Here is a 17699-nt window from a genome sequence, read left to right on the forward strand (position 1 = left end):
AATTAGTTAATGCTTAAATGGCGTTTTTATTTGCTTTCAACATTTGTTTTTTTATTTTTCTTATGGGGGTACTATAATAAAAAATATTATTGATTTTGCTTCATTTAAACATATTTAAAAAGCTTTATAGATTTAGTGATAATGATAGTGGTATTTGAGGTAGAGAGTAATGTGATCTTGAAATTGTTTCTTTCATCGCAGTATGTAGAACTTTGAATTCTTGATTCGGCAATTTATTGGTTTGGGAAATCTTTCATTATTTAATTTATTGAATATTTTTAGATACAGTTATATTTGTATATCCAGTCTAAACTTTGGTGCAATGGTTTGTTAATACCTAAGCGAAGATAGGTGTCTCTAAAGAGGCTAGCTGGTTTATGCATGTGGAAGAATAACTGATTTAATTTTTTACGATAGTATATTCTCTTCACTCGTGCAGTGCGTGTTTTCTGATAAGTAACAATAGCTTGAGATATTGTCTTGGTGCTGATAAGTCGTGATAAAACATAAGAATCTTCTATTGCTATATTAGCTCCTTGAGCGGTAAAAGGTAAAAATGTATGTGCTGCATCACCGATTAAAACAGTATCTTTATTATTATGCCAACGCTTACATATACATTCAAATAAAGGGTAAATATGAGCATTATTTGTTTTTAAAATAAGCTGGATTATTTCGTCATGCCAATTGGTTAAATGCTTTAAAAACCATTTTTTATTGGCAGTTTTTTTAAATAAAGAGATATCATTTAAGGTATGCTTATCGCTGATGAAAACCATGTTAATTGTATTATCTTCGCGCAATGGATAGGTTACTAGATGGGAATCTGGTCCGAAAAACACATTCACTGATTGAAGATCAATAAATTCAGGGGCATCATTTTGTGAAATCAGACAACGTAAGGCAACATGTCCTGAAAATGTTATAGGTTTTTGGTCTACATATTGTCGTATACTGGAATTCAATCCGTCAGCACCTACTATTAGATCAGGTTTTTTGTTGTGTATATTAGATATTTGAGTGCAGTTTAGATGGTTGATTCGAGTTGATAAATGTAATTTTGCTAAAGATTGTTTTTGGAGATTTTTTAAAAGTATATTGTGTAATGTGTTTCGCTTTACTACTCCATAGACTCCACCCCAATTATTGCGTGAGTAGTCCTTGCAAGAGAACCGGCTCAATTCTTTAAGGCTAGATCCAGAACGAAAAACAAAATCTTTTGGCTCAATCCAGACATCTTCTAATTGATCTAAGACGCCGATTTTTTTAAGTATGCGTGAAGCATTGGGGGATATTTGTATACCAAATCCTCTGTCATACCATTGATCCCTTTTTTCAAAAACACAAGATTGTATTCCACAACTAGCGAGAGAGTTAGCGAGAGTTAACCCAGATATTCCTGCTCCGACTATCGCTACAAATGGTGGATCTTTTAAATGACAAAATTCCTTTGGTGACATTTTCTTAATGAGTCGACAGAAAGCATCCTACGGGGAATGTCTCTTCTGAATTAAGGGAAGAATCAAACTTATAAAGTGTTGAGCAGTAAGGGCAATATTTTTCGTTTTCTTCTCCCATATTGATAAAAACATGGGGATGATCCAAAGGAAATGACGCCCCGACACACATAAACCTTTTAACGCCTATCTTGATGCTGGGATGTCCTTGATCATTTTGGAAATGAGAGGTAGGAGTATGAGCCATATATTTTTCCTTATTAAAATATTGCAAATATGAGGCCAAATTACACGGTGTACTTTTAACATTGATTACTCTAAAGGTAAAGGATAATAATTGAAATGTGTGTTAGAAAATATATGAAAGATTCTTGTGATTAATAAGGTTAATTTTTTTAGTTCTTGGAGAAAATTCCAATTAGCGTTTTGTGATGTAGGAGATAAAAATGCTCCTGTGGTCATGCTCATTCATGGTTTCACGTCTTCCTTCCGGATTAACTGGTTATCTACAGGTTGGATAACACTGTTAAGTGATCAGGGTTTTCGAGTTGTTGCTATTGATAATTTAGGTCATGGTAATAGTGATAAGCCATATGATTGCAATGATTATCGTCTTGTTTTAATGGCGGAAGATGTTGTTTCTCTTCTAGAGCATCTAAATATCAGTAAAGCGCATATCATGGGATATTCGATGGGTGCGCGCATAGCATGCTCTATGGTGTTGTCTTATCCATCTTATGTGCGCTCTGTTGTTTTGGGTGGAGTAGGAAGTGGTTTATATGAATCATCTGTTGATTGGCAGCCTGTTATAAACTCTTTTTCTCTTCCATCTATTGATGATGTACAATCTCCTTTAGGAAGAAAATTTAGAAAATTTGCCGAAAGTGTTCCTGGCAATGATCTACAAGCACTTTCTTCATGTCTTTCAATGACGAGAAAGCTCTTTTGTAAATATGATTTAAGTCGCATTGATGTTCCGGTATTAATTGCGGTTGGATCTAAAGATGATATAGCGGGTTCTCCGCAAGATTTGATGTCATTGATACCATCTAGTCAACATTTAAATATTAACGATAGAGATCATATGCTAGCAGTTGGTGATAAGCAGTTTAAGGCAGGGGTTGTAGAATTTTATACAAAAATAAGATATAGATAAAAGAATGATGTGTAGGTAAAAATATCCGCTTTTACATTTAAATAATTGGTTGGTTATTTGGATGTTTTGATTAAAGATATTCGATGGCTTTCTTTTTTGTGAATATTAAAAGTAATGTTATATCAAAAATTATTTTTTTGCATTACTGAAATGTTTTGTTTTCAATATCTCGCTTCATTAATTTTAATGATGTATGAGTATTCTTTAGTTTAAAAATAATATTATTATAATGGAGATAGGAATGCTTTCTGATGAAATTAAAAAACTAGAAAGGTATCTTCAAAAGATGTTTGGTTCTGGTATTTATGTCCAATCACGGAATAATCAATCGGATTCGGTGGAAGTTTTGATGAATTCTGAATTTATTGGTCTCATTTATCGTAATGATGATGAAGGAGAAGTTTCATACCATTTTGATATGTCTATTCTAGAAGGTGATCTTTGATTTTTATTAATTGCTTCCTCAGGAATATTATGTTTAAAATTATTGTGTAGTAATGATTAATTGGAAATAAAAATGTTTTTTTTCATTGGTAAGGGGTTTATAATTATTTTTCGGACAATGGTTTTAAATATCATTGGATTAAGGAGTAGTGGGATTAGTGGCATTAGTGTCGACTATTTTTATGGTTAAAAACCATATGAGCAAAAAAGAAGTTGCGGGAATCGACGATTGCTTAAATACTAAGGCAAAAGTCTCTTTTAAGGTGCAGACTCCTAGATTATATCGGGTTTTGCTTGTCAATGATGATTATACTCCTATGGAATTTGTTATTCATGTATTGCAGAGTTTTTTTACAAAGATCATGAAAGTGCGAAGTGTATTATGTTAAAAGTTCATCATCAAGGTATAGGTGAATGTGGTGTTTATTCGTATGAAATTGCTGAGATGAAAGTAAGTCAAGTGATGAATTATTCACGACAACATCAATATCCTTTGCAATGTATTATGGAACAGAAGTAAGGGATTGAGTCTTGTCTTTGTTTTCAGAAAAACTTGAAAAAGCTTTACACCAAGCATTGGTTTTAGCCAATGATAGGAGTAACGAATATGCGACGTTAGAGCATTTGTTGTTAGCTTTGATTGATGATTCAGATGCGGCAGAAGTGATGGTGTCTTGTAATGTTGATCTCAAGGTTTTGAAAGATGAGTTACTACGTTATATAGACAATGATTGTTCCAATAAATTAAAAGATGATTTTTGTGTAGAATGTAAGCCTACTGCTAGTTTTCAAAGAGTTGTTCAGCGTGCCGTTCTTCATGTTCAGTCGACTGGTAAGAATATTGTGACAGGTGCCAATATTCTTGTGGCTCTTTTTTCTGAACCTGATAGTCATGCTGCTTACTTTTTGCAAGAACAAGAAATGACTTTGTACGATGCGGTTAATTTTATCTCGCATGGTATAAGCAAGAGAAGAGAATTTTCAAATTTTCAATCTTCACTCAATGTGAATGGTTCTAATCCAGGGAATGAAGATTTTGCAAATAGTTGTAAATCGCAAACATCTTCCGATCGTTTCCCTGCTTTGAGTGCTTATTGTGTAGATCTGACAGAAAAAGCGAAAAAAGGGAAGATAGACGTTCTAATTGGTCGGCGTGAAGAGATTAATCGTACTATACAGATACTTTGTCGGCGTTCAAAAAACAATCCATTATATGTTGGTGATCCTGGCGTTGGTAAAACAGCCATAGCTCAAGGATTTGCTAGGCAAATTGTAGATGGTATGGTTCCAGATTCCTTGCTGGGTGCGAGAATTTTTTCATTAGATATAGGGAATCTTATTGCTGGTACGCGTTATCGAGGTGATTTTGAAGAGCGTATCAAGAAAATTGTCAAAGAAATTGAAACTTTCGCTAACGCGATTCTTTATATTGATGAGATACATACGCTGGTTGGAGCGGGCTCTGCCTCTGGGATTGCAATAGATGCCTCAAATCTTCTAAAACCTGCTTTATCTTCTGGTGTTGTGCGTTGTATAGGGGCGACGACTTATGCTGAATATCGGCAATTTTTTGAAAAAGATAAAGCATTGGTACGTCGCTTCCAAAAAATTGATATTGATGAGCCTTCAATTGAGGATGCAATTGAGATTGTTAAGGGAGTTAAGCCATATTTTGAAGAGCATCATCAGTTGCGATATTCGAAAGAAGCAATCAAAGCGGCAGTTGAATTGTCAATGCGACATTTTTCTTCTCGTAAACTTCCTGATAAAGCTATCGATGTGATTGATGAAGCAGGCGCTTCGCAGATATTGCAGCCTGTATCAAAAAAAAGAAAAATTTATCACTGAAAAAGGATATTAAAAGAACGATTGCATCAATGAGTCGTAGTATCCATACAACTAATGTTGCGAATGATGATGATTCTATCTTGATTAATTTAGAAAGCAATTTAGAAAGAGTCGTTTATGGGCAAAAAGAAGCGATTAAGAAACTTGTCTGTTCTATTAAAATAGCTCGAGCAGGACTTTCTGACCCCAATAAGCCAATAGGTTGTTATATGTTCTCTGGCCCTACAGGTGTTGGAAAAACAGAAATAAGTAAACAGTTAGCATCTTGTTTGGGTGTAAAGCTTTTGCGATTTGATATGTCGGAGTATATGGAGCGCCATGCTGTTTCGCGTTTAATAGGCGCGCCTCCTGGCTATGTAGGTTTCGATCAAGGGGGTATCTTAGCTGATTCTGTTGATCAAAATCCATATAGTGTCGTTTTATTGGATGAGATTGAAAAATCTCATCCTGATGTTGTGAATATTTTATTGCAGATTATGGACAATGGTATTTTAACTGATCAAAGTGGGAGAAACGTTAGTTTTCGTAATGTTATTTTAATTATGACTACTAATGCTGGTGCTTTAGAAATGTTTAGATCCAGGATAGGTTTTGGTGCATCAGGGAATGATGATGCTGATAAAGAAGCGATAAGAAAATTTTTCTCTCCAGAATTTTTAAATCGTCTAGATTCTATTATTCCTTTTGCTCCATTATCTCCAGAGATTATTCGTCAAGTAGTGCAGAAGTTTACCATGCAATTGGAGTTTCAATTGCAGGAAAAAGGGATTACGTGTCATTTTTCGGAAGAGGTTATTATTTGGCTTGTTAAACATGGTTATGATGTAAAAATGGGTGCACGACCTTTAGAACGGATTATTAAAGAATATATTAAGATACCACTTGCAGACGAAATTCTTTTTGGAAAACTTAAAAAAGGCGGGGGTATTGTTCGAGTTTATTTGAATCCTGAGGAGGATGCTTCGTCTCCTATTTGTTTTGAATTTGAACGTTCTATCACAAATATTTCTTGTGAGACAGAAGAAAAAGAAGCAGAGGATGTTAAGAATGATACAGATCCTTTGAGTGTTGTATGATACAATACTATAATTTCTGGGAATTCTCATAATATTTTTATTTATTACGTCAATTTTCTTATAAGGATAGCGTATTATGGTCCATGTTTTGAGAAGATAGGTTATGAGAAGTGGATATATCTATTGATGGATTTGCGATGTTCTATATTATGATTTACTGCGATTTATTTTTTCTGCATAGATGGTATTAAAATTTTTCAAAAAAAAAAAGAAAAGAACAAATAGAATTTTTTCCCGGGATTCTCTCTTTGTTTTACATAGCTTGCGAGATATGGATTACAACCATTATTTAGCCTGTTTGCTTTCTCCTTCAACTTTTCGTATTTCGATTGCTTTTCTTTATCATTTTAATGCAGATTTGATGCGCATACGGGATGTAGCAAGAAATCCAATAATGGGGGACATACGTTTGCAATGGTGGAAAGATATTTTTGAATCGTCTCATCATGATATCCCCCCTAAGAGTGCATCTCCTTTTGCTGTTGAATTATTATCTATTATTCATCAATATCATCTTCCATATCAGTGCTTTCTTGATATGATCGAAGCTCATTTGTTTGATTCATATAATGATTCAATTTTTGATTGTAAAAATTTTGAGATTTATGCCTTTAAAACTTCATCTCATCTGATTCGTCTTGTTGCTATGATGTTAGATAATGAGAAGTATTCTTCTTCGTTAAGATTCATCAAACATGCGGGTATAGCGCAATTAATTGGACAATTGATTAGCCAATTACCTATACATTGTCATAGAAGACAACTATACATTCCTTTAGATATTCTTGGGGCAGTCGGACTTGATCGTGAATCTTTTTTATATGCTCAAGATAGCGAAAGAATTTCACGTGTTATTAGGATTTTTGCTGAATTAGGGTTAGAAAACCTCTACAAGGCAAGAGAAGGACTAAGTTATATCTCATCGAATATTTTTCCTGCATTTATTCCTGTTGGTATAACCGAGGGCATTTTGAAAAATGCTCAGAGTAATGGCTTCAAAATCTTTTCTAATTCACATAAAATTTCTCAGTTTATGCATCAGTGGCGAATGCTTTATTCTTCTATAAGAAAGCATTTTTAATCTGAATAGCTATAGTATTATAGACATGAACTTTCTCTTTACATCATAAACAAATAATCTTCTGAAACATTGGGCCTAAATAAAAAGACTTTATATATTTCAGAAGATTTATTGATAGTTACATCGGTATTTTTTTGATCTAGTCGATTAATGTTTTTATCGTCATTTGATCGTTGGCATTTATTTTTTCTTATTATGATTCTCATTACCATTATGATTCTCATTACCATTATGGTTGTTATTATTACCATTATGATTGTTATTATCGTTAGGATTAGATTTTGAATCTTCTTTTTTATTCCAGTTAAACCAAGAAGTCTTATTGGCATTACTATCATTATTATGATGATGAGTAGGATCATAACATGTGGAATCACAGGAGGCAATTATCATGCTTATGATAGATAAAAGGATAAGGTTACTTTTGCATGTTTTCATTATAGATTTTCCTTTTTAAAATATATTAATTGTTTATTGATGTATAAAAAATATTTCGTTTTAATTGATGGAATCTTTTAGATGGGTTGAAGATCTTTTTTTTCGTCTTTCCTTATCATATTCAGTCCTAGATCGATTCCTAGATTCAGAATGTCATGAGAAATGCCTCTTGCTTGTTTTTCTATACTTTGTGGAGAGGGTTCATCAAAATTATCTGGAGCTGGAGTTGGAGGTGGTGCAGCAACAGGATTTGCGACAACAATAGGAGTAGGGTCGATGTTGCTTTTTTGGACGGGATCAGCGGCGGAATCACAAGAAAATAATGCTGCGCTGAATACAAACATTTGTGTGATAGGAGAAAGAGATAGCTTCATTGTGTAAAATCCTATAAATTATCAATTGTCTCTCTCATACAATGTTCATAATCATATGAGAGAGTATGGTTTCAAAAATAGTTTTTTGGTTATAATTATTTTTTTGCTATAATATCTACCTGTAGTGGTATTATTATGATTTGTGATTTGTGATTTGTGATTTGTGATTTGTGATTTGTGGGTTTCTCAGCAATCAAATATATTACCGATCGCTTTTCGATATTCCTCTGTGGTTACTTACCCACCCTTAATTTTTTTGCTCATCTCTTCGATAAGTGCTTGTGCTTTTTCAGATGCCTCTCTAGTTAATCTATCTACTGCTTCTTTCGCAAGATCAGTCATTGTCCTTGGAGGTGGTGGTTGTTCTGGTTGCATGTTACAAGAAGAAAGTCCCATAGCTGTAAAGGCAATTAGAACGAATATGCTATTTGATATTCTCATGGAAATATCCCTTTCTATTTCTATTTATAGTTATATTTTTGTACGAATGTTGGATTAAGTATAGTTGTTATATATTATTTTGCTGTTTAATTATTTTTATGTATTAAAAATTTTTTTTAAAAAAAATACTTTAAAATTAAAGTGAAATATTTTTTATATATTATATATTTTTATTTTTTAAATAAAAAATATTACTTATAATAATAAAAAATTTTTTTTTTACTTTGTTAATAATTATAAAAATTAAGTATTATTTATAATTATTATTTTATAAATTAGTGAAATTATTTGTATAATATATATTTATGTATTAAATGGGGTTAGATTTTATCTTTTAAAAATTGTATGATCTTTTTTATTTCTGTAGACTTGAATTAGTAAAAATGGAAATAGTACTTAATAGAGGAACAATTTTTTTTATTAAATAATTGTAATATGGAGTATTTATGAATCGAGGGCACCTTTTACCTCTGACTATTAATCAGCGAGGAATTATGTTGGTGATTTCCTCTCCTTCTGGGGTTGGAAAATCTACTATAGCAAGTCATCTTCTCAAATCTGATCAAAATTTTGAGATGTCAATTAGTGTTACTACACGTAGTCGTCGTCCGAATGAGGTAGATGGCAAGGATTATTACTTTTTAAGTTTAAATAAATTTCATGAGTTGAAAAAAGATAATGCTTTTATAGAGTGGGCTGAAGTGCATGGTAATTTTTATGGTACTTTGCGAGATCCTATAGAAAAAACTATATCTCAGGGGAAGGATATGCTCTTTGACATTGATTGGCAGGGAGCTCAGAATCTACATAAGCAGATGAAGCCAGATATTTTGTCTTTTTTTATTTTGCCTCCGACAATGCGGGAATTATCTTCTCGTTTGATTATGCGTTCAGAAAGAAATCAAGAAGATAAGGAAAAAGTTCAATTACGATTGCGTAATGCTTATGTGGAAATAGAGAAATGGAATGCTTATGATTATGTTATTGTTAACGATAATTTGGAATCATGTCTTAGAATATTAAAATCTGTGATTGAAGTTGAGAGGATACGTCGTAATCGTCTTAAAAAAGGTATTGGTTTATTCGTAGAAAGACTACTAGAAGAAAAGCTGTAAACTCATCAAAAAATTTACGTAGGATTTCTTTATTCAGAGTAATTGTGCGGATGAGTGGGAAAGACGATGGTTTTCCGTTTAAAAAGGTATTGGTTTATTCGTATAAAGACTACTAGAAGAAAAGCTGTAAACTCATCAAAAAATTTACGTAGGATTTCTTTATTCAGAGTAATTGTGCGGATGAGTGGGAAAGACGATGGTTTTCCGTTTAAAAAGGTATTGGTTTATTCGTAGAAAGATCACTAGAAGAAAAGCTGTAAACTCATCTTATGCTATAAAAAATTTACGTAGGATTTCTTTATTCAGAGTAATTGTTCGGATGATCGGGAAAGACGATGGTTTTCCTTTTATTTATGAAAACGCGATGTTGAATATGGGCGGTTACTGCACTAGTTAATACCTTTGCTTCTATTTTTTTTCCTATTTTAGAGTAATCTTCGACATTTTGTGCATGCGTGATGTGTTTAACATCTTGTGCTATTATTGGGCCAGCATCTAGTTCGGAAGTTACATAATGTGCTGTTGCTCCAATGATTTTTACTCCATATTCATATGCTTGTTTATAAGGATGGGCTCCTTTAAAAGAAGGTAAGAACGAGTGGTGTACATTGATGATGCGTCCTGCCATTTTAGAGCATAATTGATCAGAAATAATCTGCATGTATCGCGCTAAGACTATTAGTCCTACATTGTGTTTGTCTATTATTTCGATGAGTTTTTTTTCAGATTGTATTCTAGTTTTTTGTGTTACTGGAATATAATGAAATGGAATATGATAGTTTTCGACCATTTGCTTGTGTAGGAGATGATTAGATACTACGCCAATTATGTTTAGATTAAGGGTCCCCATATTCCATCTATATAATAAATCGTGAAGACAATGATAAAGACGTGAGACTAATATGAGGGTTTTTACTGCTTTTTTTGCATTTCTAATGGAAAATTTCATTGAAAACTGCTGGATAATTGGTTGAAAATCATCAAGAAAATTTTCTATAGAGGTATTGTTTTTGAAGGTAAAGTTTACTCGCAGAAAAAAAAATCTGGTATCCAAATCATCAAATTGAGATAAACATAATATATTACAATCTTTTTTAACTAAATACCTGGAAATGACAGGCATAATTCTTTCATTGGATGGGCAGGTAACCGTTAAAATATAACTGGACATTAGATAAATTCACATTTTTGAATTTGAGTATAGATCAGAAAACAGGAAGAAAAGATGGTGATAGGATTCAGAAAGTATTTGTTTCTTTAGCAAATATAGGAAATTGGATATGATATAGACCTCCTAGGCAATGGTTATCTCTTGAATATTTAAACTTTACATTACAAAGACACAATTCATTACTACATATAAAACAAAAAAACAATTGTTCCAAGACATTGCTTATAAAAGTGAATTAATTTTGATTGTTTAACTAAAATAATGAGATTAAGAAGATCTCATCTGAAGCCACTTCCTAATAAAAATACCTAAAAACAGCATTAACAGCAGATTAAAGGGAAGGAAGGCGTAAGCTATAATTTTTTAAATATTTTTGATAATCAAACTTACAATACGTTGGCCAACATCTTTTATTTTTTGAGACATAAATCATAAACTATATGACAAAACCATTTAAAATGTAATTTATAGATATGCTACGACGATTATAGAAATAAAATATAGCTACAAAAAAGCTAAAAAGCAAAAGATATGCTATAAAAAAGTGCTTCCACTAATAAACTTCTCACAAACGATAACAACGCTATAATATGAGAAAATCTAAAAAAATTATGAGCATTTTATAACGCTGTTACGTTTTAATACATAAAGGATATTAATCTAGCCTAATATTCTCTGCGGAATATTTTCCAGTCGCCTCGTTTTTTACGAAATCATAAGTGACCTCTTGACCTTCTCTTACATTGCTCAATCCGGCGCTCTCAACAGCAGATCTATGCAAGAAAACATCACTCTCACCAGGTACACTGGGGGAAATAAAACCATATCCTTTTTGGCCATCATACCACTTAATTAAACCCTTCGGCACTATTATTTCCTTTCACGTGCAAAAACAATTTTTTTCCAAAGATCAATAACTCGAAATCATAAGAAAGATCAGCAGAAAAATCTAACAGATAAAACCGCACCTAATTATATAATCGCGAATACCGATGCTACGCATCAATTATCGTTCATAAAGATCATTATGTCAAGATACGAAATAGTTTTTGATTCCTAACTTTGATAATCAAATATTTTTTCATGAATAAAAAAAATCTTTATAAGAATGGCATTCGCTACATGATTTTTTTGTTATCACAATATTACATTGATAATGATTAAAAACCATTATAGCACACAAGTTTTTTTGACGTTATTATGTTTTTGAAAATACTATTTTACTTAGTTAACATTTAGTATATATATACTGACTATTATTAATTGTTTTTTCATTAGTCATTTTTCATAGATTATATTTTAGGTATTATATGTTTCAGAATAGGAATATGGTATTAGGCTTTTTGCGTCTAAAAAAATGTAACAGCGGTTCTTTTTTCATTGTCACAGCTGTTTTATTGTCTAGTTTCTTGTCTATAGCCGATGTCTTGTTAGATTTTATGGCGGTCATGCAGACAAATTATATGCTTCGAGATATTATGCATTCTGTTGTTTATCAAATACATATAAATGATTTATATGAGGGGAATTCTAAGTATTATATGAGAACCATTGGGCAAGGTGGGGAGGGTCGGATTGCGATATTAACGGGGGAGAAAGAAGTGGAGGCTGTTAGAAAGCGCATAAAACAATTTTTTTACGTCAATGATTTCTCAGATTTGTTAAGCAAAGAAAATATAGATTCAGCTATTAATAATGCTTCTATTGTCATTAAAAAGAAGAGCGAATCTCCTTTAGAGTTTCACGTTACAATTGATATGGTGATGGATGTTGAGTTAAAAGGATTCTTTCTGAAAATATTATCACAATTTTGGGGAAGAAATTCTAATAGTAAAAGTAGTGTTAAAATTTTCTCGCAAAAAAAAATTTCATATAAACAAGAGCCTTCTATAATGGGCATTTTCTTTACATGGGAAAGTGATCTTCCTGTTTTTGCAATGAATGCAGGGGCTGGAGTCTATGGACTGGTCAGTAATACTCAAAAAAAAATACTTATAAGCAATGAATTGCAAAATAATTTTTCCAAATATTCTTTTATCAAAGATATTATATTAAATGAGGTAATAGAATACATTCCATTATGTATAGCTCCATATAATTTTTCTGGCATAAGTTATTGGTATAAAGGATTTTTTCAATATGATAAAAATGGTGAAAGTAGTTCGTCTCGATCCTCATATCTGGTTAATAGAATATACCGCACTAGATGGACAAATATTAGTAATATTACTAAATCCTCTTTTGATGATTTGTTTTTCAAGGAACCTGGATATGTGACAAATTCTTTATTGTTACGTGAAAGGATCAATCCTTGTTTTCCTGAGAATGGGAAACAACAAAGAAATATGCTGATAGTAGCAATGGGAGGTGAGCTTACTACGGGTTATTTAACTAATCAAATTATTATGAATCAGATGTCACAAGCTTGCTTTGATATTCATGTAGATCCACCGCCAAAGTATAAAAATTATGATAAAAAGCATAATGTAGTATCTATAGGGATTGAGCCAGATATGACTACACGTAATATTTTAAAAAAATGTGCTAATAGCACCTCTTCTAAATATTATGAGATTGATGATGTTAGTAAGATTAATGAGTTTAAAAAGGATGGAAAGACTTATCCGATGATCCGTGAAATTGCAAAACATATTAAGAAGCTAGTTTCGGATAATTTTACGGTTACTATTTTAAATGATTAAACAAAATTAAATCGCAAAATATAGTATTTTTGATTTCTTTTTTTTTTAGAGGAAAATACTCTTTGGTGGTATTTTTATTCATGGAATAAAGTAATTTTGATAGAATTATTCAGCAAGTACACGTTTTTATTGTGGATATAGTGGAAAAATTTGGAAAAAATGTTTGCTTATATCTTTTACACTTATTAAGCAGTAGAGAATGTTAATTTTCTACTGAAAGTTATTAACGTATTTTATCTGTTGTGCAAAAAACAATTAAATATCATGGCGTTTTGTTTTGTTCTCGATTTTAGGGTTCGAAATTAAAGTTGTAGATTTATAATGTTTTGTACTTTTAAGCAGATGTGGCTTAGTATGTGAAAGATATGTAATTGAGTAAAAGAAAAACAATCGAGGTAAAGACAAGAGATTATAATTGCTGGGATACTATAAAAATTTTTAGTATCAAATCTTTTTTTTATAATACTATTTTCATTTATAAAATATTGTGTTCTAAAAATGTATTTTTTGTATTTTTTTTGACATTAAATATTAGCATTGCCAATGCTGTAACAAATAATCCTTCACATAAAATGCATTCTCAAATACTTAATCCCTCATATCAAAGGGATTTGAGTATGGCTATGATCAATGGCATTATTAATATGAGTGATTTTTATTCTTGTGTCAGTCCTAAAGCTGGTTATCGCAACAGAATCATTTTTATGAATTCCTCAAATGCTTTTTATGATTGGGCAAAAAGAAATCATCATTATGAGCGTATATGGTTTAGAGTCGCTAATTTTTATTTATTTACTATGTTTAGTATTTTGAATCACGAATTGGGTCATGCGACAAGAACGACAGAAATGAATAGTAAAGTGACTAAACTAAGGATTTATCCATTATCAATGTCTGGTTATACATCGTATGAATCGTTGGGGAAGTATCCAGAAAGTGCTGTTGTTACATTAGGTGGTATAGAGGCGAATTATGTTTTATCGCGCGATGCATTCTATAAAAAGAGACGCATTAACCCAACTTCCGCAACGATGTATTTGTCTTCAGCGGGGAATCAATTTGCTTATGTGAAGTTTATAAAGGATCAGCCTGGTCATGATATTAATAGTTATGTAAAAGATATCGCCCTTATATACAACTTGAATTATGATAAATTTATCACAAGACTTCGTCGATTAGCTTTATTAGATTGGCTAGATATCAGGATTTATTATTCGTTTTATTCTGTGATAAGTGGTCGAGATACGGTTTTGCCTGCATTAAAAGTCACCAAAAATGTTGGTATTCTGCCATCGATGCGTTTGATTATAACGCCATATGCTGTATTGGAAAAGCGTTTTTTACTTGATGTTTTTGCGGGTGACAAAGAAGTAAGGATGGGCTTTAGTTATGAGCGTGATGTTAGAGGAAAAGATCATTTATATTATGGAGAGATTGAAATCAACAAAATAGCTTCTTTAAAGAAAACGGATATTGGAGCTCATTTAATTGTATGGAAACAACCAGAATTACTAGTACAAAAGGATTTTTCCCTTGTATCAAATAAACACGGTGCAATGGTAACGCTAGACTTATTACATCACTTAACTGATCATTTAAAGTTTTCTATGCGTATAGGATATAAAGCTAATGGATATGTTATGGGAGAACCGGTCCATAAATCGTCTATTGTAAAATTTGGTTTGAGCTTTATTTGAGTAGTATATTTAATTGTTATCTTTACGTTTATACATTAGCTCATGAGAAGATTTTTAACGATTAGGGTGGACTTTGATCTTTAACAATAATCAAGGAATATACCTTTTTATTAAAAGCTAATATTAAAATAATTTGAATAGCGCAATAGTATAATTGGTGAGTGATATTGTTGCTTATTTTACAAGTAGATACGTGGTTTGTCTGTGCGCCGATAAAGAAAATCTCTTTTTTCAACTTTCTTACTTATAATATACTGTTTATTCATTGTGACATCAATATTTTATGAATCATGAATCCTATGGAATAAAAGTAAATAACAGGGGAAATTATGACAAATTAAATGGAATAAAAACGCTTCGCACAAGTTATATTTTATATCAATTTATTTATCTGTCTGTCTTGATGTATTTATATCCAACCAAACGCCTCTCTGGTCATCAGGATAGGCAGAATATTTATCACTATCGTTATCTCCATTATAGCGATATGTTTTGACCTGTAAAGGTTTTGTTAAGGGTATTCCTGGTTATTACTTGTATGATGAATATATTTTTCGATGTATGGAGTCTTATCTGGTTTTAGTGCTATTTTTATTATAAATTATCCATACCAAGAGATTAACTTTATACAGTGTAATTCCGAACCGCCTAAATTCATCATGTTAACGAATACTCATTCTATGGTGTAAATTATTAAATACATAAAATTTTTCTTTTATTTTTAATTTTAATTCAATCTTTGTATACAATAAAAATTTTTTTGAGAAAAAATTAAGAAAAATGAACGCTTCGTTAACCTTGATGTATTTACATATCATATTGATTATTAAGAAGATTAATTTCTGCATATTATAGATCAGTTTATGGTAAACAAAATAGACATAAAGAGTACACATGTAGCAGTTATCATGGGAGGCCTATCTGCCGAGAGAGAAGTCAGTCTTTCTTCAGGTAAATCTTGTTCCTCTGCTTTAAAAGATACAGGTTTTCAAGTGAGCCAGATAGATGTTGATCGTTCTATAGTATCAACTCTACAAAAATTAAATCCAGATGTGGTTTTAAATGTCTTGCATGGAAGTTTCGGAGAAGATGGGCTCATACAATCGATACTAGAGTTTTTGGAAATTCCTTATACACATTCTGGGGTTTTAGCTTCTGCGTTATCGATGGATAAGATGCGCGCTAAACAAATTGTGAAAAGTTGCGGTGTGCCAGTTTGTCCATCGATTGTAGTTAATCGTTTTGCAATGGATTATCAGCATCCGATGTCACCTCCTTATGTTATCAAACCCTTGAAAGGCGGATCTTCTTTAGGAATTATGGTGATAAAGCCAGGTCAAAGTGTTCCTTTAGATATATTGCAATCTTTGTCATGGAATTATGGAGATCAGCTACTGATTGAACAATATATTGATGGCATTGAATTGAGCTGTGGTGTAATGGGAGATACTCCACTCGCTGTTACTGAAATTATTGTGCCAAAATCAGATTTTTATAGCTATGAATTAAAATATTTATCTTCAAATTATACACATGTTATGCCAGCAAAAATTCCGTTGGATATCTATAAAGAAGTGCAGAGAAACGCTGTTTTAGCACATCATGCAATTGGTTGTCGTGGAATTAGCAGATCCGATTTTCTTTTTGATCCTATTTCAAGAAAAATTTTCTGGTTAGAAATTAATGTTCAACCAGGTATGACACCTGTTTCTATATTTCCAGAAATGGCTATGCATGCTGGATATTCTTTTCAAGAATTGTTGTTGTGGATGGTGGAGGATGCGTCATGTTTGCGCTGAATCACAGAGGTTTATTCATTGATCGGAGATTTGGCTTTGTTGTGGGGATGTCATTGCCTTTGTATTGTATATTGGGTTTGGGAGATATGAGAAATTTTCTAAACTTTTGTGTCTTTATAAACAAGATATTTCCACCGTGTTATAGGGTTGTTTTTATTGTTTTTTTCTGTGCAATCGTTGGTGTATATGGGATTTTTATTGGAGGACATACACGTTATGTTATCAACTTTATTGATTCTTTCATTGGTTTTTCAATAGATAAGGTAAGAATCATTGGTAATGTTGAAACTTTAGAAGGTGATGTTATTCGTTGTTTAGAGCTTAACAGATCAACTTCATTAATTTCCTTTGATGCGGTAAAAATTCAGAATAATTTGTTGTCTTTGCCATGGATTGCGAATGCTGAAATTCATAAGGTATACCCTGATACGATAGAAATTCGTCTTACGGAGCGTATTCCTTATGCGATTTGGCAAAACAATTCCAGTCTTTATCTTATTGATAAGAATGGTTATGTGATTTCTTCATTAAAAAATACAAGATTTTCATATCTTCCTATGTTAATTGGAGAAAACATCAATAAAGCCATTAGATCCTTTGAAAAGTTATCAACTATAGAAGAAATAACCAAGTTGGTTAAATCCTATCATTGGGTTGCTGAAAGGCGTTGGGATTTGCATCTCTACAATGGTATTATTATTAAACTCCCAGAAGAAAAATTTGATACAGCAATCTCGAATATTTTGGAATTACAGGATAAATATAAAATTTTAGATAGAGATATTTCCATTATTGATATGAGATTACCAGATCGTCTTGCTATTCGTTTGACAGTAGGTTCTTTTATAGATCGTCAAGATATTGTTGATAAGCGTAATCTTGAGTTGAATAGGGGATAGA

The 17699-nt window shown here is 31.9% G+C and carries 15 protein-coding genes and 2 pseudogenes; 10 read left to right on the forward strand and 7 right to left on the reverse strand.

Annotated features, from left to right (window positions below):
• Positions 1-278: 278 nt before the first annotated feature.
• Entirely contained in the window at positions 279-1460 is a 1182-nt protein-coding gene (locus tag G293_RS04395; protein WP_047264462.1) for an FAD-dependent monooxygenase, read from the reverse strand.
• Between the two features lie 4 nt (positions 1461-1464).
• On the reverse strand, positions 1465-1704 hold the full coding sequence (locus tag G293_RS04400) for a zinc-finger domain-containing protein (protein WP_047264463.1): 240 nt from the start codon (positions 1702-1704) through the stop codon (positions 1465-1467).
• A gap of 126 nt (positions 1705-1830) precedes the next feature.
• Between G293_RS04400 and G293_RS04405 the strand changes: the two genes are divergently transcribed.
• The 5 genes and pseudogenes from G293_RS04405 (at position 1831) to G293_RS04425 (ending at position 7062) form a co-directional block, all read left to right on the forward strand.
• Positions 1831-2613: an alpha/beta fold hydrolase gene (locus G293_RS04405; protein WP_047264464.1), complete on the forward strand. Its 783-nt coding sequence runs from the start codon at positions 1831-1833 to the stop codon at positions 2611-2613.
• A gap of 241 nt (positions 2614-2854) precedes the next feature.
• Entirely contained in the window at positions 2855-3058 is a 204-nt protein-coding gene (locus G293_RS04410; protein WP_047264465.1) for a DUF3126 family protein, read from the forward strand.
• 196 nt (positions 3059-3254) lie between these two features.
• Positions 3255-3577 (forward strand): annotated as a pseudogene (gene clpS / locus G293_RS04415) (ATP-dependent Clp protease adapter ClpS).
• Positions 3578-3588: 11 nt separating this feature from the next.
• Positions 3589-5981, forward strand: a pseudogene (gene clpA / locus G293_RS04420) (ATP-dependent Clp protease ATP-binding subunit ClpA).
• 271 nt (positions 5982-6252) lie between these two features.
• Complete coding sequence (locus G293_RS04425; RefSeq protein ID WP_244464376.1) at positions 6253-7062, forward strand: squalene/phytoene synthase family protein; 810 nt, start codon at positions 6253-6255, stop codon at positions 7060-7062.
• Positions 7063-7242: 180 nt separating this feature from the next.
• Here the strand turns inward: G293_RS04425 and G293_RS04430 are convergent, their stop codons facing one another.
• The 3 genes from G293_RS04430 to G293_RS04440 form a co-directional block, all read right to left on the reverse strand.
• Positions 7243-7500 carry a hypothetical protein gene (locus tag G293_RS04430; RefSeq protein WP_047264467.1) on the reverse strand — a complete coding sequence of 86 codons (258 nt, stop codon included), beginning with the start codon at positions 7498-7500 and terminating at the stop codon, positions 7243-7245.
• A 77-nt stretch (positions 7501-7577) separates the two neighbouring features.
• Positions 7578-7874, reverse strand: a complete 297-nt coding sequence (locus G293_RS04435) for a hypothetical protein (RefSeq protein WP_047264468.1) — start codon at positions 7872-7874, stop codon at positions 7578-7580.
• Positions 7875-8111: 237 nt separating this feature from the next.
• On the reverse strand, positions 8112-8315 hold the full coding sequence (locus G293_RS04440; protein WP_047264469.1) for a hypothetical protein: 204 nt from the start codon (positions 8313-8315) through the stop codon (positions 8112-8114).
• Between the two features lie 446 nt (positions 8316-8761).
• On the opposite strand from G293_RS04440, the gene gmk reads away from it, so the two are divergent.
• A complete protein-coding gene (gene gmk, locus G293_RS04445) occupies positions 8762-9430 on the forward strand; it encodes a guanylate kinase (RefSeq protein ID WP_047264470.1) in 669 nt (222 codons plus the stop codon).
• Positions 9431-9728: 298 nt separating this feature from the next.
• On the opposite strand, the gene purU is transcribed toward gmk, so the two are convergent.
• Positions 9729-10601 carry a formyltetrahydrofolate deformylase gene (gene purU, locus G293_RS04450; RefSeq protein WP_047264471.1) on the reverse strand — a complete coding sequence of 291 codons (873 nt, stop codon included), beginning with the start codon at positions 10599-10601 and terminating at the stop codon, positions 9729-9731.
• Positions 10602-11256: 655 nt separating this feature from the next.
• Positions 11257-11469, reverse strand: a complete 213-nt coding sequence (locus G293_RS04455; RefSeq protein ID WP_047264472.1) for a cold-shock protein — start codon at positions 11467-11469, stop codon at positions 11257-11259.
• Between the two features lie 442 nt (positions 11470-11911).
• Here G293_RS04455 and G293_RS04460 point away from each other — a divergent pair, with 442 nt between their 5' ends.
• The 4 genes from G293_RS04460 (at position 11912) to G293_RS04475 (ending at position 17698) form a co-directional block, all read left to right on the forward strand.
• Complete coding sequence (locus tag G293_RS04460; RefSeq protein ID WP_455423861.1) at positions 11912-13303, forward strand: CLIBASIA_04065 family virulence factor; 1392 nt, start codon at positions 11912-11914, stop codon at positions 13301-13303.
• Between the two features lie 617 nt (positions 13304-13920).
• Entirely contained in the window at positions 13921-15000 is a 1080-nt protein-coding gene (locus tag G293_RS04465) for a zinc metalloprotease (RefSeq protein ID WP_148407345.1), read from the forward strand.
• An 881-nt stretch (positions 15001-15881) separates the two neighbouring features.
• Positions 15882-16799, forward strand: coding sequence for a D-alanine--D-alanine ligase (locus G293_RS04470; protein ID WP_162488570.1), 918 nt, complete (start codon positions 15882-15884; stop codon positions 16797-16799).
• Complete coding sequence (locus G293_RS04475) at positions 16787-17698, forward strand: cell division protein FtsQ/DivIB (RefSeq protein WP_047264476.1); 912 nt, start codon at positions 16787-16789, stop codon at positions 17696-17698. The genes G293_RS04470 and G293_RS04475 overlap by 13 nt, the downstream gene beginning before the upstream one ends.
• Position 17699: the final 1 nt, after the last annotated feature.

The sequence above is a fragment of the Candidatus Liberibacter africanus PTSAPSY genome (assembly GCF_001021085.1).
Classification (GTDB): Bacteria; Pseudomonadota; Alphaproteobacteria; order Rhizobiales; family Rhizobiaceae; genus Liberibacter; species Liberibacter africanus.